The 20,727-nt window shown below is 48.8% G+C and carries 16 protein-coding genes; 6 read left to right on the forward strand and 10 right to left on the reverse strand.

The features are described from left to right. Positions 1-49: 49 nt before the first annotated feature. Genes MKZ24_RS00990 through MKZ24_RS01010 form a run of 5 tightly spaced genes read right to left on the reverse strand, consistent with a single transcriptional unit; the run spans position 50 to position 4,988 of the window. A complete protein-coding gene (locus tag MKZ24_RS00990; RefSeq protein ID WP_340781034.1) occupies positions 50-1,063 on the reverse strand; it encodes a Gfo/Idh/MocA family protein in 1,014 nt (337 codons plus the stop codon). Continuing rightward, positions 1,060-2,253 carry a radical SAM/SPASM domain-containing protein gene (locus MKZ24_RS00995; protein ID WP_042232487.1) on the reverse strand — a complete coding sequence of 398 codons (1,194 nt, stop codon included), beginning with the start codon at positions 2,251-2,253 and terminating at the stop codon, positions 1,060-1,062. The genes MKZ24_RS00990 and MKZ24_RS00995 overlap by 4 nt, the downstream gene beginning before the upstream one ends. After that, positions 2,253-3,374 (reverse strand): hypothetical protein, encoded by a 1,122-nt coding sequence (locus MKZ24_RS01000; protein WP_042232486.1) that lies wholly within the window; start codon positions 3,372-3,374, stop codon positions 2,253-2,255. The genes MKZ24_RS00995 and MKZ24_RS01000 overlap by 1 nt, the downstream gene beginning before the upstream one ends. Before the next feature lie 16 nt (positions 3,375-3,390). Further along, the gene (locus MKZ24_RS01005; protein ID WP_340781035.1) at positions 3,391-4,749 is read right to left on the reverse strand and encodes a hypothetical protein; all 1,359 of its coding nucleotides are present in this window, start codon (positions 4,747-4,749) and stop codon (positions 3,391-3,393) included. Next, positions 4,746-4,988, reverse strand: a complete 243-nt coding sequence (locus tag MKZ24_RS01010; protein WP_042232482.1) for an acyl carrier protein — start codon at positions 4,986-4,988, stop codon at positions 4,746-4,748. Before MKZ24_RS01010 ends, MKZ24_RS01005 begins: the two co-directional genes overlap by 4 nt. Before the next feature lie 157 nt (positions 4,989-5,145). Here MKZ24_RS01010 and MKZ24_RS01015 point away from each other — a divergent pair, with 157 nt between their 5' ends. Beyond that, positions 5,146-6,066 carry an AraC family transcriptional regulator gene (locus MKZ24_RS01015; protein ID WP_042232481.1) on the forward strand — a complete coding sequence of 307 codons (921 nt, stop codon included), beginning with the start codon at positions 5,146-5,148 and terminating at the stop codon, positions 6,064-6,066. Next, entirely contained in the window at positions 6,044-7,042 is a 999-nt protein-coding gene (locus tag MKZ24_RS01020; protein WP_340781037.1) for a hypothetical protein, read from the forward strand. The genes MKZ24_RS01015 and MKZ24_RS01020 overlap by 23 nt, the downstream gene beginning before the upstream one ends. A 114-nt stretch (positions 7,043-7,156) precedes the next feature. Here MKZ24_RS01020 and MKZ24_RS01025 read toward each other — a convergent pair whose 3' ends face one another. The 4 genes from MKZ24_RS01025 to MKZ24_RS01040 form a co-directional block, all read right to left on the reverse strand. Next, positions 7,157-9,814, reverse strand: a complete 2,658-nt coding sequence (locus MKZ24_RS01025; protein WP_340781039.1) for an ABC transporter permease — start codon at positions 9,812-9,814, stop codon at positions 7,157-7,159. Then, positions 9,811-10,497 carry an ABC transporter ATP-binding protein gene (locus MKZ24_RS01030; RefSeq protein WP_340781041.1) on the reverse strand — a complete coding sequence of 229 codons (687 nt, stop codon included), beginning with the start codon at positions 10,495-10,497 and terminating at the stop codon, positions 9,811-9,813. Before MKZ24_RS01030 ends, MKZ24_RS01025 begins: the two co-directional genes overlap by 4 nt. A gap of 104 nt (positions 10,498-10,601) precedes the next feature. Then, positions 10,602-11,846, reverse strand: coding sequence for a HAMP domain-containing sensor histidine kinase (locus MKZ24_RS01035; RefSeq protein ID WP_340781042.1), 1,245 nt, complete (start codon positions 11,844-11,846; stop codon positions 10,602-10,604). 3 nt (positions 11,847-11,849) lie between these two features. Next, positions 11,850-12,545 (reverse strand): response regulator transcription factor, encoded by a 696-nt coding sequence (locus MKZ24_RS01040; protein ID WP_340781044.1) that lies wholly within the window; start codon positions 12,543-12,545, stop codon positions 11,850-11,852. 441 nt (positions 12,546-12,986) lie between these two features. Between MKZ24_RS01040 and sstT the strand changes: the two genes are divergently transcribed. After that, a complete protein-coding gene (gene sstT, locus MKZ24_RS01045) occupies positions 12,987-14,231 on the forward strand; it encodes a serine/threonine transporter SstT (protein WP_340781046.1) in 1,245 nt (414 codons plus the stop codon). A 309-nt stretch (positions 14,232-14,540) separates the two neighbouring features. Here sstT and MKZ24_RS01050 read toward each other — a convergent pair whose 3' ends face one another. After that, the gene (locus MKZ24_RS01050; RefSeq protein ID WP_340781048.1) at positions 14,541-18,569 is read right to left on the reverse strand and encodes an S-layer homology domain-containing protein; all 4,029 of its coding nucleotides are present in this window, start codon (positions 18,567-18,569) and stop codon (positions 14,541-14,543) included. Positions 18,570-19,171: 602 nt separating this feature from the next. On the opposite strand from MKZ24_RS01050, the gene MKZ24_RS01055 reads away from it, so the two are divergent. From MKZ24_RS01055 to MKZ24_RS01065, 3 genes are all read left to right on the forward strand, one after another. Next, the gene (locus tag MKZ24_RS01055; protein ID WP_340781049.1) at positions 19,172-19,636 is read left to right on the forward strand and encodes a MarR family winged helix-turn-helix transcriptional regulator; all 465 of its coding nucleotides are present in this window, start codon (positions 19,172-19,174) and stop codon (positions 19,634-19,636) included. Further along, positions 19,623-20,174: a GNAT family N-acetyltransferase gene (locus MKZ24_RS01060; RefSeq protein WP_197073031.1), complete on the forward strand. Its 552-nt coding sequence runs from the start codon at positions 19,623-19,625 to the stop codon at positions 20,172-20,174. The genes MKZ24_RS01055 and MKZ24_RS01060 overlap by 14 nt, the downstream gene beginning before the upstream one ends. Positions 20,175-20,259: 85 nt before the next feature. Next, a complete protein-coding gene (locus tag MKZ24_RS01065; RefSeq protein ID WP_340781051.1) occupies positions 20,260-20,715 on the forward strand; it encodes a heparan-alpha-glucosaminide N-acetyltransferase domain-containing protein in 456 nt (151 codons plus the stop codon). Positions 20,716-20,727: the final 12 nt, after the last annotated feature.

A 20,727-nucleotide genomic window follows, 5' to 3' on the forward strand; every position in this document is an offset into this window, starting at 1 on the left:
CGTTGATGGGGAATCGCTGTTTTGACGTTTGGGTTATTGGAAGATTGCTTCATAGACAGACCCGGCGCTGCTGCGCCTCGGCCATGATTAGGGATTGCAGGTGTATCCGTTCCCATGTAGCTTCCAGCTGCTCTGCCCTTTGCCCGCTCATGATTTCCGCGAAGGCATTCAACTGGCTGACATAGTAGTTCATTGGCTCGAATTCACACAGGGTGCTGCGGTTGTCCGGCAGATCATGGCGTATTTTGATTTTGTAGAAGCCTTTGACAGGCCGGAAGAAATCCGGGACCGTCAGCACCGTATGTTCGAAATACAGCGTATGCGAAGCCCGGAAAGGCAGCTCGAAGGAAGTGAGGCACTCGGCTTCCAGACCGTTCGTATATTGCAGCGCCGCCTGAAAGGTCCAATCACAGCCCTCCGGCCCGTCAAAAGCCGACTGCGCCCGGATCTCTCTGGGCTGAAGACCAACAAGGGTCTGCAGAAACTGCAGCCAATAGCAGCCCAGATCGGCAAAAGCGCCGCCGCCTTTCGCCTTAACACTGCGGTAATTCCCGGCATATCTGTCCCTGGCAGGTACGGATATTCTAGTACTGATCCTGTGGAGCGGACCGAATTGCCCGGAATCGACTATGGATTTCAAAGCCTGCTGCCAGGGGTGGAAGGCTATCATCAGACCTTCGGCGAGCTTCGGGGAGGCGGAGCTTTCCCGTACCAGCTGCAATCGTTCAGCTTCTTCGGGATGTAAGCATATCGGCTTCTCTACCAATACATGCTTCCCCGCCTCCAATGCCCGGACTGCCCATTCTGCATGAAGGTCATTGCTGAGTGCAATATATACCCCATCCAGATCACCAAGCTCCAGCAGCTCCTCCAGACTGCCCGCCACATAAGGAATCTGGTAAGCATCCGCCAGAGTCACTGCCTTTTCCCGTGTCCGGTTGGCAATTGCGGCTATCCGCACCTTCTCCACAACCCGCGCAGGCTCCAGCATGGCAGGTACAGCATTATTCGAGGCACCCAGGATACCGAGCCTATAGGCAGGTGAATCACACCCGTTCTTCATACATGTGTCAGGGCAGCATAAGTGTTCAGGTACAGCACATTGCATTTGGAGCAGGCCGGCGACAAGCCTTCATCCAGAATCCGCCGCAGCCTGTCATAGCGGGCTGAATTCCATATTTCCGTCAGCGGTTGCTCCTTCACATTGCCAATGGCCAGCTCGCCAAAAAATTTGCACGCACTCACCATCCCGTTCGGAGCAATATCCACCCTAGTACTGAGCGCCAGACATTTCGACGTACTGCGGGAGAGCATAGGCTTGCCGGCCACAAAATCCTCAATTTCATCAAAGTCGAGCCCCGGCTGGTAACGTATTCGGGTATTCTGCCAAGTGTTGCTGTTGATCCGTTTCAGGTCTTCGGTCAGCCTGGTGACATTCTCCGGCTTGATATGGTATTTGAAGGCATGCCAGCTGCTCCGGTGATCCGGCGGAAGCTCCGCCAGCCACTGGAAGTGTTCATCGTAGAAGCGGTCCATTTCAAGGCTCGTGTCCGCAGAGATATACCACGGGAAGCAGAGCAGTACCAGGTCGACGCCCTTGTGCTCAAAAAACTCCACCAGCTCATACAATCGGCCGATCATATTGTCATTAATTACATTGTGCACAGAGATCCGGCCGCGGAAGCGGCCTTGCCTGCGCAGCTCGAGCAGCCGTTCGACGCTGTCGATCACCTTCTGAAAGGAGCCTTTGCCGCGCAGCAAATCATGCTCCTCCTCGAACCCCTCGATCGGAATCAGCAGCTCCAGGTTGTCAGAGATTGCACACAGCTCCTCTTCATACTTAGGAATCAGATAGGCATTGGTACAGATCGTGGTGTCCCGGGGATGCTCTTGCAGGAGCTCCAGAATCTGCTTGGTATTCCGGTGAAACAGCGGCTCGCCGCCCCATAAATACAGGCGGGACTGCGCTTCATCCGTCTCCTCGAGCAGCCTCCGGATCATCTCCACATCCATATCGAGATTCTGCTCGGCAGTGTCCATATCATGATGATAGCCGGATTCATTCCACTGGTAGCAATGCTTGCAGCGGAGATTACAGCGGTTGGTCAGCTTCAGCGACATAATCTCCGGCATCACCGTCCGGAAGCCGGGATCATGCTTGCGTTCCCTGTGCGGGACCACGACATTCTTAATCGTACGTTTCAGAGCCTCAAAGGACTTGGCGTCCAGGCTCACTCTACTGGTAGGCTGCATTAGCTTCTCCCTTCTGCTGCGGATAGCTGCTCCGCATAGCTTGCCGCATAATCCGGATAACGGCCCCTGACTGACTGGAGGTTGTCCGCCAGCTTCCGCAGCGCCTCACGCTCAAAGCCCATCTCGGCCCACTCCCCGTAACGGATGCCGTACCCAAGCTCTACCCACAGATCGCTGTTAATCTTCTCATGCGGTCCGAAGGGGTCCAGCAGCACCAGCGGAGTGCCCGAAGCCAGGGAATCAATCAGGGCGCCGCCTCCCGGCTTGCTGATGACTGCGGATGCCTGCCGGATGACGCCATACATCCCGTCCTCGTAGTTATGGCAGGGCGGAAAGTGGTCTGCCTGGCTGACAGTTACCCCGGCAAAAGGCGGGAAGGTATACTGCCCGCTGCTGTCACGCTTCCAGGTCCGCCACTCCGGATCGTTCATATAATAACGTCTACCATGAACGGCCTCTCCAATCTCCTGAGTACTGTACGCGGCAATATCCAGTTCATACCCTGCCGACTCCAGGCTATCAAACTTCTCGCGGAAGGTGCCAATTCCCCAGCCGCCGCCGTGAACAACCAGTCTCCCGTTCCTGGCCGAAGCGGGCAGTGCTTCCGCGAGTCCGGCATCTATGCTGCACAGAATTTCGCATTTTGCGGGATCATACATGCTTACTTCGCGGTAGCCTTCCGCGTAACCGGGGTTCAGCCTGCGGAGGTTCTTCCATGACGGCGAAAGATCGGCGTCAATATAGAGCAGGTCAGCCTCCACAGGAAAGCCGGCCAGTTCACGGTACCGGTCCATGACATGCACCCAGTGCCCGGATAATACAATGAAGCGCTGCCGTTCTTGCTGCTTCCATTGCTGTAATAAATGTTCCACGGCCGCAGCATCCAGGCTGCCCCGGATATCTCCCGGTATTTTCTGCGAGGTCAAGGCGACGGCGAAGCTCTGCTGGTACGCTTTGCGGCTGTTGTCTGTCTGCTGTTTTTTGCTGTCGGACATGAGTGTTTCAAATACCTCAATCTCCGCCTGGATGCCAAGTGCGGTAAGTCTCCGTTCCAGAAGCAGGCCGGGGACATAGAAGCCCAGACCGAAACCAGAGCATAGAATCGTCACGGTGTTATTCATTGGAGGGTCCCTTTCTTTATCGCAGTATAGTGTAGCCCGAGCGCAGAAGCGATTCGTCCAGCTTGCGGGTGAGTCTGTGCTTGCTGTCTTCATCCCGGTAAGCGAGTGCTGCATACAGCTTGCCCTTAGTGGAACCGGCAGACCGGGACGGGTCAGGAGGCTGAAGTGTGCCCGAAGCCAAAGGAATCACTCCTTCCCCCGCTCCCCGCGAAAATAATATGCCTTCCCGCTCAAGCCGCCCCAGCAGATCTGCATAATGAACCTCGCCCATGGTTGCCAGCGGCACCTGTAACAGGCAGGTATGCATTCCCTCCTGCTTGAGCTGGCGGTCTACATTATGCTTGATCAGACTCATCGACTTCCGGGCATTGATCTCGACCAGAGGGGCGAGGCTTCCGTCACGCAGCAGCATGGAGTCCACGCATACATCACCGAAATAACCGTCTGCATACAGCTCACGCCCAATGCTGTGCATGATCTCCCAATAGTCCTCCCGGTCCAGCCTTTCGAGCAGAGCCGGCTCCGGAGAATGAGACTCTCCGAAGGCAAAGCCATGGTTGACCAGCTGCTGAACGGACAATATCGAGATCCGGCCTTCCGGGTCAATGTGAAATTGGCAGGAGAAGTCGGTCTCCCGGTCCAGCAGCGGTTCGAGCACAAACTTTATTCGTTTGTCCTGGTTCCGGCTGGATTCCAGGTACCCGGCAATCCGGCGCAAGATCCGCTCCGAGTCCACGAGCTGATTGCCTTTGCCGGATACACCATACTCATCCTTGATCAGCAAAGCCCCCTTCTCCAGCAGCGCTTGTCCGGATTGCAGCAGCTCTTCCACGCTATCAACGACAAGAGCGATATTCGGCAGCAGCAGCCTGTCCCGCATAGCAGCAGAGTAGGTTTTGGTGTTCACTTTGCGCACAGTCTGTTCATCCGGGAGAGCGGGCTGAAGCTTATACCGCTTAACCGCCTCATGCGTTCCAGGGAGCACGGCAAAGGGCTCAAGCCATGCTCCTTCCGGTATTAACCTGTCTGGCTCCTGCCCGGGGTTCAGCCTGCCCAGCAGCTCGAATACATTCATTGCATTCATTGTATTCAGTACGTTCTGTGCTGTGCCAGATGCCTCCACGGCCAGGGTTAACGGATTCATATTGGTCTTGAACGAATAATCGAGAGATTGCAGATAATCATATTGAGCCTTGTTCATCCCATGACGGGTTAATAGAATATCTCCGCTCCCGCAGAAGACAAACAGCAGTTCATCCATGGCCTGCACGATAGCCAGAGCCTTCGCATCAGGAACGGATGGCAGAGCAGCCAGATCTTCCTCCCGCCAGTATCGCTCCGACTCCAGGCTGCCGCAATGTACAGCGTTCTTCATCGTACAGCAAGCCCCTCGACATACGCGGAGAAGCGGTCCACCGATTTCAAATGCTCAAGATCAAAGGTATCAAAGTCTACTTCGACATCGAATTCGTCTTCGATTCTCAGAATAAAGTTGATGATTTGCAGCGAATCCAGTGCGGCGTCCAGTGTCAGATCGGAAGCTCCGCTCAGCGTCTGAAGCAGGCCCGGCTCCTCCTTGATTTCCGCGATAATCTCAATAACCTTTTGCTGCATGTGTATACCCCTTTCAATATGCAAATTAGGAATTAATAGGATGAATATACCAAAATAAAGATTGTTAATATATGGTTGAATGCGCCAAAATATTCAGATATACTAGGATGGATTCCAGAAGTCTATCTTAAGGAAGCAGGAAACGGAGGTTTGTGTTATGGAAGTTTTTCCGGTCTTTACTGGGGAATATCTATTTGACTCCTGTTCGCCGGTACAAATGCTCCTGACTCAGGAAACGGTCACTTCCGTACGTCATCAGCACGATTTTGTAGAGCTCGCCTATGTGGTTCAGGGGGAAGGCATCCACCAAGCGGATGAGGATAAAATGCAGGTTATGCAAGGAGATTTGTTAGTTATACCACCCGGGGTTTCCCATGTCTTTCAGCCGCAGGATCTGACCGGTGCAGAGCCGCTCCTCATCTACAATTGTATGCTCAGGCCTGAGCTTGGCAGGATGCTCAGCGGGCTGCCGGAACCCTTTTCTGAAGAAGAGATGCTCCCGCTCCTGAAGCTTCTGGAGGTGAAGCAATGGTTCGGGTATAGAGAGAGCAGCGTGGAGCTGGCCTTAGTACTCCGCCGTATGCATGAGATGCAGAGCTGCGGCTCCCTTGGGGACCCACAGCAGCTATACCCGTTGCTGTTCGAACTGGCAGACCTCATACTGCCCGCAGCCGCCATTCCGTTCGCTCAGCAGCCCGGGATGGACTATGATCCGCTGCATGACGTCATCCTGTATATGATCAGTCATTTCAGAGAGAAAATCACACTGAAGGAGATGAGCCGCCAGTTTGCGGTGAGCTCCCGCCAGTTTCAGCGATTATTCAAAATTAAGACCGGCAGGTCCTATATCCAGATGCTCCAGGAAATCCGCATGAAATATAGCTGCCTCCTGCTGATGTTCACAGAGCTTGGGATACAGTCCATTGCCCTGGAGGTCGGAATTTACGACATGAAATATTTCTACCGGCTATTTCGTGAATATAGCGGTATGACTCCTGCCTCTTATCGAAACCGGTTGCAGAGCCACTTTGTGTCGGCAAAGGAGATGATGAGCAGTGCTGAACATTGCTCCCATTAAGAGTACGCCCTATCCTACCCTGCGCAGCTGTATAGATGACTGTATCCAATCTGTTGCCCAGTGGCAGGGCAAGGACAGCAAGTGTATGTACGGCAATGCCTGGCAGATGTCCTTCGCAGAACAGCAGTCCCCGGATCAGCCGCTCATTGAGCGGCTAGCGCTGCCGCGGATCAGTACAGACTCTCTCTCTGCATACCATGGCCTCATGTTCAATTACATCGAACGGAAGGGGCTGGCGATGGAGAAGGACTTTATGCTTGACCTTCTGGAGAGAAGACTGTCTTCGGGAATGCCAGTGCTGGTCGGCTTCGATTCCTATGACTGCCCCTGGTGTGTGGCCTTCCGCAGGCTGCATACCAGCCATGCCTGCCTTGCGGTTGGACTGGATCGGCCCGGCAACATCATCTATCTGACGGATGCCTACTATGGCAAAGAGCTTGAGGCAATAGATTTCAATATCCTTGAGCAAGCCTGCCATTTCTATGCCACCTTTGAGCTCTGTGATACTTCGCGTTCCTACACAGATTGGGAGACAACACTTCATGAAATGCTGACGAATCCAGCCCATCTGGTTCAGCCCGGCGAGGTTGCTGCTAACCTCAGAATCTATGCCGATACCTATCTGCATACAGGAATTCCCGCTGACAACTCCGCCGAAGCCGGTTCCCGCCTCAAGCTGTACGCGAACGCCCTGCCCATCAGCCGGATCCGGTTCAGCCAGTTCCTGCAGCTGCTTAACCAAGAGGCCTCTGTTCCGGCACTCTCCCGGGCCGCCGAGGGCTACCGTCATGCAGGAGAGCAGTGGGATCTGATTAATCAATTCATGATCAAGGTGATGTGTTCCGGCAATAAGCCGGCCGGGCGGGTGAAGATTCACAGAAGAATGTGTGAAATCATCAGTCTGGAGGAGCAGCTTCTGGAGGAATTGGTGCAATTGACGATGCAGGTGGACGGGCCCGGTAAGTTCGTTAGTTAGCATTATTAATTCTCTATGATTCTGCACAAGCACAAATAAAGAAGACGCTCAGGAGCTTGCCGGTTCCTGGGGTCTTCTTTTCATTTGTGATGCCACAGGGTGGAATCACGCAGTCTAATTCTCCATCCGAAGGCCATCTACGATATTTACTCTATTCAACCTGTACATCGGCCAAATCGTGGCCACGAGCGATGTAATCATCGCACCCGCGAAGGCAATGCCGATACTGACCCATGGGTATACCCAGGCTGTATCCAAAATGCCTGCAAACAGAACATGTAATCCATAATTCAGAACCGTCCCTAACAGAATACCGATTAAGGAAGCGAATAAACCATAAAATACACCTTCTAAAATAATCATTTTCTTCACTTCATTCTGCGTCATGCCAATCGCCTTTAGTACTGCAAACTCTTTCGTACGAAGGATCAGATTCGTACTAACGGTATTCATAATGTTCAAGAAACCAATGAGCACAATGACACCGATAAAGCCATACAGCAAGATACTGAACGTCATGGCATCGTTTTTGGCTTGAGCGATTTCCGTCACCCGATCCGTATAATTAAATCCGGCATCCTTTTCATTTAATGATTTGAGATAGTCTGTTATTGGCTGGCTTGATCGCTCCGGATTAGCCATGATGAAGATTCTGGAATAAGCGCCGGTTCCCATGATCCTGGAATAGACTTCCGGCGTCGTAATGAATGAAAGAACCTGACTGCTATTATATTCGTTCGACAGCAAACTCTGCTCGACAATCCCTGCCACTGTCACGGTTAGATATCCTTTATGATTCCCGTCCATGGCTCGGATGCTGATGTGGTCTCCAACCTTAAACCGGGTTTGATCGAGAATCAGCTGTTTGCCATTTTCCGTAACCATGCTTATCTTTTGTTGCACGATTACACCATTTTCCCGGTTTATTTCAGCCTTATCGATCTTCCCGGCTGTCAGTTTGGATTGCAGAGCATCCAAGCCGTTGTCTCCATAGGACACAAGAAAGTTATTACTCGTCCGGTACCCCTCCCCTTCAGCAACATCATAGGGGCCCTTAGTCAATTCATAATAGTTCGGATTGATTTGGTTCTCTGGTATAATCGCTTCTACTTGATTATTGTAGAATTTGTATGCTTGTTGAACAGCCTCAAGCTGGGCAATATGCCCGTACACCTTATCCTCTATTCGTTTGGAAGGACCATCATAGGATAGCGAGTATGAATACTGGGCACCGGAGATCTGCGTCGTCTGCCGCATGAAATCAACCAGACCACTAAAGACAATAAACAAAACCACACTTATGATCATGGAGAAGGCTGTAATCCTGAACCGCTTCTTGTTCCGCTGCAGGTTCCTGCTGGCAAATTGTCCTGTAATTCCAAATAATTTTGTAACAAACCTGGACTTGTTAACCTTCTTAATCTTATCCACCTTCGTGCTTCCCGCACTTTTCAGCGCTTCCAGAGGCGATACACGGGCGGCTTGTTTGGCCGGTCCAATGGCAGAAAGAAATACGCTTAGCAAGCCTAATAGCCCGGCAGCGATCAGAACCGGCATGGAAATGACCATTCTCAAATCGTTTAAGAACCCTAACGCTAACAAGCTGATATTGTAGAACAATACCTTCATAAACAGGGTCCCCGAGAGAATTCCGACCGGTATCCCAATCAAGCTCAGCACTGCCGCTTCTTGCATCACAATCTTACGGATCTGGGCTGGTGTAGCTCCAATACATCGCAGCATACCGAATTGTGAAATCCGCTCCAGTACAGAAATATGAAAGGTATTATAAATCACTGCCATTGTACAAATGATAATAATCGCAACGACTGCGGCAAGTGCCAGGATTAAGCTGTTGTTCACACCCTCATACATGCTTTTGCCATACAATTTAAGCAGATCATTATTGTACTCGATTCTTACATTCTTAATCTCGTTATCCCTATCCAATTGGGTGGCAGAGCCTTGTTCGACATCACTCATTTTTAACGAGGACATTAATACTTCCGTCTTCCCTTTGATATCACTCATGGATTTCATCTTGACGAAGATAAAGTACTTTTTCGTGTGATCGATGTTCTTGTAATCATTGAAGGTTATGGCAGGAAAAACGTACCGGGAAGACCAATTCCCTGTGCTTGGCGGCTTCATCAAGCCGACCACGGTATATTGTCTTGAGACTTGAGCTTGAAAGGCTTCGTCCAGGTCCCAACCGAAGTCTCCTAGTCCATTAATCCTTTTATCTTCACCAGTAGATGCCACCTTCCGGCTCCCGAGGTCGAGCTTAAGGGTGTCGCCAAGTTCTGGCTTCTCAGGAAAGTAACTTAAGCTGGATGATACAAGGACGATTTCATTCGGATGTTCCGGCAGCCTGCCTGAGTCCAGTTGCACCTGAAGCATGTTCATAGCATTCGTATCATACCCTTTGACATTCAAATACCGGTATGGCGCAGCGAAAGGATCTTCCTGTTGCTCCTTCTCTTTCGTCTCACGAATGATGGCGTACCCTTCCCTGCTGACGATGCCGGCACTATCCACGGTGGCATTATTTCTCACCTTCGGGACAGCATCTCCTGAAATACCATTGATAGAGACGTGGTAATCCCCGAAATCCTGTATCGTCTGTCTGACTAACTTATCCCAATAGCTCATCCCTATAGTACCAATCGCTGTGAACAGGGTAACGGACAAGATAATACCGAAGATTGTAAACAACGATCTTTTTCTCTGCCCCCGCAAATACTTCCCGGTCAGCCCTTTGTAGCTTTTCAATGTGCTTTCACCTCATTTGGCTCTTGAAGAAAGCCGTCTTCGATGGTTACGACCCGATCTGCGGTTCTGGCAATATTCAAGTCATGCGTGATCATGATCAATGTCTGATGATATTTCTTCACGGAGAACGTAAGAAGATCCATAATTTCCTTACCGCTTTTACTATCCAGATTTCCTGTGGGCTCATCCGCTAAAATAAGCGACGGTTTATTGATTAACGCGCGGCCAATCGCCGTTCTTTGCTGTTGGCCGCCTGACAATTCGGATGGAAGATGATGCCTCCGCCCGGTCAGCCCTAATATCCCTATTAGCTCCTGCACATATTTTTCGTCACCTTTTTTGTTGTCCAATAACATCGGCAGCATCATATTCTCCTCTGCAGTCAAGACCGGGATCAAATTGTAGGATTGAAAAATAAATCCGATTTTCCGTCTGCGGAAGATTGCTAGTTCCGTTTCATTATTACTATAAAGATCCGTACCGTCGATGATGACTTGTCCGCCAGAAGGGCGGTCCACCCCGCCTAAAATATGCATCAACGTGCTCTTTCCCGAACCGCTTGCCCCTACGATGGCTACAAATTCTCCCTGTTGAACAGAGAAATTCGCATTTTTCAGAGCTTCAACCTTCGCCTCTGCGCTTCCGTACGTTTTGTATAAATTAACGGTTTTTAGTATTTCCATCTGTTTCCCTCCAAAGCTTATGCTTCCACTATCTGTTTATTAGTATAAGCACTGAAGCTTACGATACAGTGAAGGGGAAGCTTACGTTTTCGTAAGCTTCCCCTTCATCCGTTGCCTTTAACGAACGAAATCTTGAATTCCGTCCCTACTCCCGGTTCGCTATCTACCGTTATCATCCCGCCTTGTCCTTCAACGATGGATTTGGTTAACGACAGGCCAATGCCAACGCTTTGCGGCTTTGATGCGCTTCTCCCGCTATAAAATCGCTTGAACACATGAGGCAGGTCCTCCGGAGAAATCCCTTCTCCGTTATCGCAAATGCTGACTGTATAAAATAACCGGTTTTCTTCCATAACGATCTTGATTTCCCCATCCCCAGGTGTATGCTCCAGCGCATTTTTAATCAAATTAATAAAAGCTTCTGTCAGCCAATCTGCATCCACCAGTACAATGATATCCTCGCCGCCGTGGATACAGATTGTCTGCCTCTTTCCCTCGGATAACGAACGCAACGTATGTACGGCATTGTCGATCAGTTCCCTTAATCGAGTCTCTTCCTTGTGAAACACGATTGCGCCAGCTTCGACGCGAGCCAGCTTCAGTAAACTGATGATCAGCCAATCCATCCGCTCGAGCTGCTGTTGGCTGCGTTGCAGAAATTTCATTTGCATTTCTTTATTCATATTAGGCTCATTCAGCAAATTCTCATTAAAAATGATGAGGGATGCCATCGGTGTTTTTAGCTGATGTGAAATATCAGAGAGCAAATTGTGCAGAAAGCTCTTCTCCAGCTTCAGTTGCTCCAGACTGTTCTGAAGCCTTCCCGCCATCGTATTGAAGCTGCGTCCCAACGCACCAAAGTCACCCTCAGCGTTCTCGGGCAGCGGTTTATCGAAATGACGCTCTACGACTTCTTCTGCAGCGGCAGCCACCGTCCTGATCTTGCCAAACAATCGGCGGTACTCCCCAAGCAACAACAACATGAGTGGAATAATAAACATTAGCACTAGGGCTGTCGTCATGATGGGCCAGGAGATGCCAGAAAGGACGGGGTTATCTTTGACTGACATGGCTTCGCTGTATCCATACTGCGCCAATATCCTTTTGCCTGCTATAACTTCATTTCGTTCTGCCCCCTGAGTGATAAAGGGAATGATTTGATTTTCCAATTGCGGCTCTTCATTCAACACATGACCAATGAGCGCAGCATTCTGATTCGCGATCGTTTCGTTGATACGTCCGACTTGGTAGTTCATACCAACGAATACGAGTACCGCCAGCAGGACTTGAAGTACAAGAGCTTTACCGGCAATTGATTTCCACTCTGGATTACGCATGACTTCAATCATGGATTATCGTCCGATGACGTCTGCATTCCATTTGTAACCGACTCCTCGAATAGTTTTGATATATTTCGGTGCAGCCGGGACATCCTCAATCTTCTCTCTTAATCTTCTGATGTGGACCGAAAGGGTGTTATCATCGATAAACTCGCCTGACATATCCCATAGACTGTGAAGAAGAGTGCTTCTGCTGCAAATTTGTTTTGGGTGAGTGATGAGCACAAGCAGCAACCGGTATTCGAGCCCCGTCAGCAAAAGCTCCTGATTGCACTTGAACACCGTGCCTTCATATACCCGGACTTCAATATCGCCCGACATCCATCGATTCACTTCAGCCTTAGGCTTATGATTCCGTCTTAATACCGCCTTCATTCTGGATAAAAGCTCTTTGGTCCGGATTGGTTTGGTCATATAATCATCTGCTCCCAAATCAAGCCCTACAACAACATTGGTCTCCTCATCCAAAGCCGTCAAAAATATGATAGGAACCTGAGACGATATCCGGATTTCCTTACAGAGGTCGTACCCGGAACCATCAGGCAAATTTACATCTAATAAAACAAGATCGACGGCATTTCCCCTGAATGCCTTTTGGGCTTCCTCCAAGCTCCCGGCAACGAATACGGTATACCCTTCACTAGTTAAGGTATATTCCATCCCAAACGCCAAATTATCATCATCTTCAACAAGTAATATTCGATTCATTCTGCACCTCGTCATTCTTATCTTCACACGTATGGGGCTGTTCTATTCATCCTAGAGCCCGCTTCCCTTCCTCCGGGAGTACAGATCACCTAACCCTCATACTACTCTATGAATCTTGATCCTGCCAACAATGGTCTAAAGCATTTTCTTCTAACAAAAATAGCCAGACATCAAGAAGGTTCGGGCAGGGAGGTGAGGCCAATGTAGGTTTATTTGAACAAATAAGGAATAGGAACCTTATAAATGCTTCTTAAAGTTTGTCCATCCTACACTTGTATAAGTGAAAAATTACGCACAGTTTCTCCCACTCTTACATAGAAGGTTATTTCCGTGTTAAACTAGCCTAAATATAATTGCCTTAACATAGTAAAGCGGCTATGTATCAACATAGTAAAGCTGTAGGGCTTAGTTATATTTCCATATTGATACCGGAGGGAATACATGAACGCTTTATTGCTCAAATGGAATCAAGTAAGCCTAGTAAAACGAATATTTGTGGGGATCATAATTGGTAGTATCCTGGCTTTAGCGTTTCCTGATGCAACAGGCTTCACCATTTTCGGTTCCTTGTTTGTATCCTCATTAAAGGCCATCGCGCCTGTATTGGTCCTGCTCTTAGTGATGACTGCTATCTCGCAGCATAAAAAGGGCCACCAGACGAATATGAAGTCGATTATTGCTCTATATGGGTTAAGTACTTTTTTGGCCGGTCTAACTGCAGTTATTGCAAGTTTTATCTTCCCGGTGAGCTTGTCACTTGTAACGGGTGCGGACGACCTATCTCCACCTGACGGGATTGTAGAAGTACTGAAGAGCTTGCTGTTTAAGGTTGTCGACAACCCAGTAAACGCCCTAATGAATGCCAACTATATAGGTATCCTGACTTGGGCTCTCCTTCTTGGTATAGCTCTAAAAGGTGCCAATGATAGTACAAAGATAATGCTCACTAACTTTTCTGATGCGGTATCCCATATCGTTAAGTGGGTAATCAACCTGGCGCCTCTGGGCATCATGGGACTTGTGTATGATTCTATTACAGCCAATGGACTTTCATCCTTGCTTGATTACGGTAAACTACTTCTCGTGCTTATTGGTTGTATGTTATTTATAGCGCTTGTTGTTAACCCAGTGATTGTATATCTGAAAATCCGCCGAAATCCTTACCCGCTTGTTCTTTATTGCCTGAAGGAAAGTGGGATTACGGCATTCTTTACTCGCAGCTCTGCTGCAAACATTCCAGTCAACATGAGCTTATGTGAACAATTGGAGCTTGATAAGGATACCTATTCGGTGTCCATTCCCTTAGGTGCTACCATTAATATGGCGGGTGCAGCGGTTACGATTTCCGTCTTGACTCTCGCTGCTGTTCATACAGTTGGCATTGAAGTGGATTTTGGAACAGCGCTTATTCTTAGTATCCTATCTGCCGTAGCTGCTGCTGGAGCCTCAGGCGTTGCTGGAGGGTCGCTCTTACTGATTCCTCTAGCGTGCAGCATATTCGGCATTTCGAATGATGTTGCCATTCAGGTCGTTGGTGTAGGTTTCATCATCGGCGTGTTGCAGGACTCTTTTGAAACTGCGCTTAATTCATCCTCGGACTTACTCTTTACTGCAACCGCTGAATATGCGGAAAAACGTAAAGAAGGAGGAATTCGTGTTAATACGAAAAAAGTGACTGACCTATAGGTCAATGGCAGAATCCCCTCAGCAATATTCTGGAACGCGTGCATGACCGAGGCTTGGATTAATCCATTCTCAAGGGTGGAAATGGAAATCGAGCGGACAACCTACGCTATATCCGCTTCCACGATCTGCGCCATACCTCAACAAGTCAAAAACGCAAAAATAAAGACGCTACGGGGAGCAATTCCCGAGCGTCTTCTTGCGTTCTTTTACACGCTTGTGCTTAATCCCGTATATCCATATTTTCGCCGCACATAGCAAAAACCGTGCCAGCAATAGCTGTCACGGTTTCCACATTCTTATGCGAATCTCTTACTTATTATACAGTCTGTAGAGGAATACCGCAGCTTCTGCTTTGGTGGTGTTGCCGGCCGGATTGACTTTGTTACCGCTGCCTTCGATCAATCCTTCCTTCACCATGGCAGCTACGCTGTTCACCGCATAGGAAGCCACTTTGGACTTGTCAGAGAATTTCTCCAGATCCTCAGCCGCACCCGGGTTATTCAACTTCTTCTCCAGCTTCAAGGCTCTTTCGGTCAACACCATCATGTCCTGTCTTGTGATCTTAAGAGCGCTGCCGAATCTGCCGTTGTCCAGGCCGTTCGTAATACCAAGTGCTTTGGCTATGGCAATTTCATTATAGTAGTAAGCATTCTCTTGCACATCGCTGAAATTCCCATTTCCCTTGGCAGTCAAGCCAAGTGCCCTGACGAGGGAGTACAGGAAATCTGCTCTGGTGATCTCGGTTGACGGATGGAATTCACCGCCCTCAGTCTTGAGAATATCCTTGGATGCAAGGACTTCGACCGCGTTTCTGGCCCATGCGGCCTTTCCGAGATCTGTGAATGTCCTGGATACGTAAGCTACACCGAAGTCGCCGAAGTGAGTGGTTGTGAAGGTTACCCTACCGGTCTTGGAAGCATACCGTCCGCTTGGTACGGTCATCACATTCCCGCTTCCGTCAATGTACCAGACCCCAATCATTTCGGGTTTCTTCAATTCGTCCACAGTCGGCTTGTAAGGCACGGATACGGTTACAGGTGCACCGGGATTGCTCCAGGCCGTTTCTTTTCCGTCTACCTTAAGGCTAAGCTGAATGAACGGCCTATCACCGAGAGCCGCCTTCACTTCCGCCGGGAGCCCCAACTTGTCGCCTTTTCCAATCTCCAGCGCTACTTCCTTGCCGCTGCTTTCAGCCACGCCTGTCAACATATTACCGGAAATGACGACCTGACCGATTTCTGTGGAAATGGTGAGTTTGTCATCCTTGGTTCCGCTTGTCAGTGCTGCAGCAGGCAAGCCTACCGAGTATGAATTCACTCCTTGCGCGGCAGGAATGTCCAGGGTAACATTTTTCTCCATGAATTCCTTTGCTTTTGCCAGATCCGATACCTTAACCAATGCTGTACCCTTGTTCACTGTCGCCTGCATGGTTACTGTCTGACCCTGTACCACTGGTGCGGAAGGGGCAGGTGTTGCAGAAGCTGCAGGTGCAGGGGCTGAAGGTACTTCAGGTGCAGGCGTTGAAGATGTTGCAGGCGTAGGTGTTGCAGATGGTGTTCCTGGTTCCGGAGTGGACGGAGTCTCCGTCTTGCCATTGACTACTTTTAGAGTGTACGTCTTGACCCTGCCGTCTGCACCTGTTACCTCAACCTTTATATCCGTTCTTGTTCCAGGTGTCAGCGCTATAGCTTCAGAAGCTGTACCGCTGGCAACCACCTTATCGTTCACTTTAATGGATGACCTGCTGTCTGCCGCTGCCGCTGTCACGGTAATGCTGTCAGCATCCTTTAGAGAAACATCGTACTCTGTGGTGGCTGTGTTGAACGCAGGCTGGAGTGTTCCCGCGCTCAGTGTCAAGCTGCTGAGGTCCGCATTCACACTGCGGGGTCTATAGACTCCAAGATCGCCAAGGTCAATGACATCGTTCTGAATTTTCTCGAATTCGCCTGTAAAAAAACCATCCAGATACGAATGTCCAAGAATGAATCTGTCCGGTTTCATGGCGCCATAGTAGCCGGCATTTGCATTGCTCTGACCGTCAAACAGGACATAGCTTCCCTGCCATCCGGAACCGGATACTCCCCAGCTGATGATGTGATCGATATACGGGGCGAACTTGTTAAACGTTTTGTACAGCAGCGCGTACTGATAACCAAGGGCATCCGACTGTCTCACATTGAGCACTGCGGGAGCGGTCGCGCCTCCTCCGGGGGCATCGGTCGGTACCTTAAGGTCAAGCTCTGAATAAGTAATACCTGATAGCAGGCCCCGGTCAACGAGAGAGGCATAGAGGGCCATCGCATATTGGTTATCGCTCGCAAGGGTCTTCCCCACCGCATCGTGTCCCTGGATACCGATATCTTCGATCAGGGGTCTTCCGTCATACAGCGGATCGGAACGCCATGCGGTATTTAATTCGAGAACCATATTGTATACTGTTCTCGCTTTGCTGCGGGTCGCAAGTCCGTAATCGTTATAGGTCAGCTTCGGTGGATTGTCAACGATGTAAGTGTCAATGCTGCCGTCGTTGTCGTGTCCATCAAGCTTCATGTACTCCGGAAGATTAGTGTAATTGGCTTTGTAAGCTGCCGCCATCTTGGCGTTGGGAGCCGCGATGTGCGCGTTTTTGAAGAGCAGGTAAATGTAATGGTCGGTGATGTCGCCGCCAATCTGATCATCCGACATGGCAGCAAGCCAGTTGGTATGTTTCAGGCTAGTTCTCCAGCTGTTCGCATCCCCGGGGATGAGTTCGCTGTGGCGGCTCTCGTGAACCTCTTCGTTGAGTACATCCCAGGAATTAAAGGGAATGACGCCACGGGATTCGCTGGAGCCGTACTTCGTATCTGTGGTCAGGAAGTGCCGCATCACATACATGGTGTGGTTGAACTGCACCCTTCTCGCCATTTCTTTGTCTACCTTGACCGTAGTTGTGACGCCGTTGCCCAGTCCGTAGAAATCGGTCCCGCCATTATACCCGGAAGTAAGGTTCGCGGGAATCATCTGTGTCATCCATCCGGGGGCCTGGTTGTACCATGCCAGAACATGGCCGTGAGACTTGTACTGTCCGGGAGTTCCGGAATCCCTGATCGCCTGATAAGAATTGGTCGGGAAGCTATATTCCGCTAATCCAGGGGTAGTGGTTGCGCCGTTCAGGGCCTCGCCGCTAACGCTTTTCAGCCACTCCGGGCCACGGGGATGCGTACCATCGGCCTTCAGATTGTTGCCGTCGACGAAGATTTCATAGTGATTGGCGCGGGTTCCGGTTACGGGTCCCGTGCCGATCGCGCCGACCATGAACAGGCCATTCTCCTTATTGTACAGACTCTTTAGAGGCGCTACGGCACTCTGGTTTTCCTTGTTGACTACATTCGGAAGTGCAACGCCACTAGGATCAGGTGCGGTAATCTCAATGTTGGCGACAAGCAGCATACCGGTTTCTGCAGGACGGGCATTCTCGCCATGTAGCTCAAGAATGAAGTTCGAGGAATTGCCCGTTGAGGCAGTAATGCTGTGATGCGCCTTCAACCAGGATTCACCGTTGTAGCTGCCCACCCAGTCAGGATTCAGGTTGTTGTACTGGTAATCCCTAAGATAGGTATCGAGGTTAGTGCCCGTATTTCTGATTCTCCATCTCATGAATTTGCCTTGCGCACTCTTGGGATAGTAGACATCGAATTCAATCGTTGAACCCTCTGTGACATTTACGGCCGGGGACAACGGGGATTCCAGACTTATGCCGCCGAACGTGCTTTTTCCGTTATGGGCGTAATGAATCTGGAGTACTTCAGCTTTACCTTGGGAATCTGCAAAAGGATACGGGATCGTCTTGAACGTGCCCCCGGCAAAGTCAGCGGGGACACGGTTGTCAAGCGGAGTTCTGGCCGTCCAGGTATTCGTGGGCGCGGTAACTTTTACAGGAACCTTACCCGGACCCGGATCAAGACGGAAATAAGGATCGGAGCCGTCTGACTTAATATTTTCATTGAAAGTGACTATGGCTGCTTTAAGAATGGCTATAGCTTCGTCGGCGGGAGTGTTCACATTACGCGCGAGCTCAAGCGCATCATTAAGAGCTTGGAGTTCGTCGACATGCACCCAGGGCAAAGCCTGGTTCACATCAGAACCATAGACGGAACCATAGACAGACTGGCTGACTTGGAGCGGGAATTCCGGATTGCCGGTTTTTAGAGCCTCGGCTTGAGCAATAAGGTCGCTCAGTTCAACTGGCAATTCTTCTCCGGCCGCAGCAGCCGGGACAGGAGTATACGTGAATACGGAGAACAACATGATGATGACTAGGAGGCGGGAGATGCTGATTACACATTTTCTATTGTTCATCTTAGTCTGACTCCTTTTCTTGAGGAAGTCTCTAAAGTCTGGCTATAGAGTTACCCCAGTTAAGATGCTGTTTCGGGGAAAATATCGCATTTGTTAATATTTTCTCCTTGGGTTACGTCAAGTCTAGCTTGACGGTCAATACACACACCTCCTTCTGAACATAAATGGCAGACATAATTTGAAAGCGCATTCACAAGAGCGGACGGGTAGAAGGCCTCGATGATCTACAGCCCTGACAGTTGAATGCAGCCCAGCTTTCGCTGACTACACCGATCCGTCAAAACGTCTTGCGCAGTAACCGCACGTTGCCCTTCCCTTCCAAATGTTAATTGTATACGCTTTCTCCAGCAGTGCTTAAACGCCAATTACTCCCTGTAACAATTTTCATATTAACAACAGGAAGGGAAAGTCTAAATACGGGTAATGCACGAATCATTTTAATATAAAACGAAAATAGACCGTCCCCTCTCTCGCAAAGGCATGCGGTCTTGTAATTAAGCGAAATCAGGAGGTGCACTGCACATGGATAATGAACCCTTGACAATAATACGATATCGTATTATTGTCAATCCGATATCGTATTATTATTAAGGAGATCAACTATGAATTCTGAACGCACAAAAATACTAAACTTTATGATTGCAATCAATAAACTAGACGGCTTATATTACTCTATTGCTAAGCAAATAGGGGTCCATGAGAATGAATTTGTGCTATTATACGCCCTTTCAGACAGGAAACCACATACACAACGCCAAATCTGTGATGAATGGCAGGTACCTCGCACAACGATCAACTCAGTCACTCGGAAATTTGTAAAGTTAGGATATATAGATCTTGTTCCTACCGGTCATAAAGAAAAGGAATTATCGTTAACAGAAACTGGAAATGACTATCTTACAACCATCTTTTCAGATGTTTTCACCGCTGAAAGTGATGCATTTAGATCCACTTTAGAGCCATGTGTAGACATTGTGACACATGTCATTTCAGAATTTGTCGTATCTCTTGAAACATCACTGAACAATATCAAACAGGAGAAGGTAAAAAAAAATGAAAATGAATGAACTCATCTTCGAACCCGTCATTGAATCCGGATTAACGTCGTTTAAAAAGAGACTTCAGCATGCATTTTCTCTAGCCATAATAGTCATGGATGAAGATGCTTCTGACAAGCTTATTCCACCCGACCAAGATATTGAGAGAAATTTTTATAGCAAAGGAGCAGAAACTTATAACATCTACAAGAGCGGCCATCGTATCGGCGGCGTTATTGTGTCTATTAATGACGTAACAAACCATAATCATTTGGACTTTTTCTTTATCGAACCAGAACATCACAGCAAGGGCATTGGTTTTGAAGTGTGGCAAGCAATCGAAGAAAAATATCCAAATACTCTAGTCTGGCAAACTGGTACACCTTACTTTGAAAAGAGAAACATCCACTTTTACGTGAATAAATGCGGCTTTCAAATCAATGCATTTTACAATGAACACTATCCAGATCCCCATTTCCAACATGAAGACCCTTCAGATGATCATGATGGGTTTGATGATGGGTTCTTTAATTTTATAAAGATCATGAAATCCAACAATCATAAATAGATAAACTGCATAAAAGAGGCCCATTACCCCCATTTAATCCAACTTGGAGTATAAGATTATACTTCACACTTATAAGGAGAATACTATGTTAAAAGTTATTCATCTAAGAAGCTTCTTTTCGGAAGAAGCTGTAAACACTGGGCGTCAAAAGGAATTGGATATTGCAAAAGGTCTCGCAGTTATTTTTATGATTTGGCAACATATTCTTGGTGTATTTGAAGTACCAACCTATGGTGCTTTTGAGGATTTCGCTGTCAGTATTTTAGGCTCTCCTTTTGCTGCTCCTGTCTTTATGTTTACTATGGGGATGGGCATTACCTATTCCCGTAAGAACCACCCATCTGATTTATTTAGTAGAGGATTACATCTCTTTGTTATTGGATTTGTTCTGAATGTCTGCAGGTGGATCATCCCTGAAACAATACGAACATTTATTGCTGGAGACGCATTCAATATGACTGCACTTCATAACTTTTTTATATGGATATTCTCCAATTCGCAGCTTTGGCATTTATTTTTATTGGCATTGTCAAGAAATTAAATATTCCTTCCA

The organism is Paenibacillus sp. FSL R7-0297 (assembly GCF_038009025.1).
Taxonomy (GTDB): Bacteria; Bacillota; Bacilli; order Paenibacillales; family Paenibacillaceae; genus Paenibacillus_AQ.

What these genes read in the sequence shown, in the direction of transcription:
- MKZ24_RS00990 (WP_340781034.1), bottom strand. Translation starts at nt 1,063, where the DNA reads ATGAAGAACGGGTGTGATTCACCTGCCTATAGGCTCGGTATCCTGGGT.
- MKZ24_RS00995 (WP_042232487.1), bottom strand. Translation starts at nt 2,253, where the DNA reads ATGCAGCCTACCAGTAGAGTGAGCCTGGACGCCAAGTCCTTTGAGGCT.
- MKZ24_RS01000 (WP_042232486.1), bottom strand. Translation starts at nt 3,374, where the DNA reads ATGAATAACACCGTGACGATTCTATGCTCTGGTTTCGGTCTGGGCTTC.
- MKZ24_RS01005 (WP_340781035.1), bottom strand. Translation starts at nt 4,749, where the DNA reads ATGAAGAACGCTGTACATTGCGGCAGCCTGGAGTCGGAGCGATACTGG.
- MKZ24_RS01010 (WP_042232482.1), bottom strand. Translation starts at nt 4,988, where the DNA reads ATGCAGCAAAAGGTTATTGAGATTATCGCGGAAATCAAGGAGGAGCCG.
- MKZ24_RS01015 (WP_042232481.1), top strand. Translation starts at nt 5,146, where the DNA reads ATGGAAGTTTTTCCGGTCTTTACTGGGGAATATCTATTTGACTCCTGT.
- MKZ24_RS01030 (WP_340781041.1), bottom strand. Translation starts at nt 10,497, where the DNA reads ATGGAAATACTAAAAACCGTTAATTTATACAAAACGTACGGAAGCGCA.
- MKZ24_RS01035 (WP_340781042.1), bottom strand. Translation starts at nt 11,846, where the DNA reads ATGATTGAAGTCATGCGTAATCCAGAGTGGAAATCAATTGCCGGTAAA.
- MKZ24_RS01040 (WP_340781044.1), bottom strand. Translation starts at nt 12,545, where the DNA reads ATGAATCGAATATTACTTGTTGAAGATGATGATAATTTGGCGTTTGGG.
- sstT (WP_340781046.1), top strand. Translation starts at nt 12,987, where the DNA reads ATGAACGCTTTATTGCTCAAATGGAATCAAGTAAGCCTAGTAAAACGA.
- MKZ24_RS01050 (WP_340781048.1), bottom strand. Translation starts at nt 18,569, where the DNA reads ATGAACAATAGAAAATGTGTAATCAGCATCTCCCGCCTCCTAGTCATC.
- MKZ24_RS01055 (WP_340781049.1), top strand. Translation starts at nt 19,172, where the DNA reads ATGAATTCTGAACGCACAAAAATACTAAACTTTATGATTGCAATCAAT.
- MKZ24_RS01060 (WP_197073031.1), top strand. Translation starts at nt 19,623, where the DNA reads ATGAAAATGAATGAACTCATCTTCGAACCCGTCATTGAATCCGGATTA.
- MKZ24_RS01065 (WP_340781051.1), top strand. Translation starts at nt 20,260, where the DNA reads ATGTTAAAAGTTATTCATCTAAGAAGCTTCTTTTCGGAAGAAGCTGTA.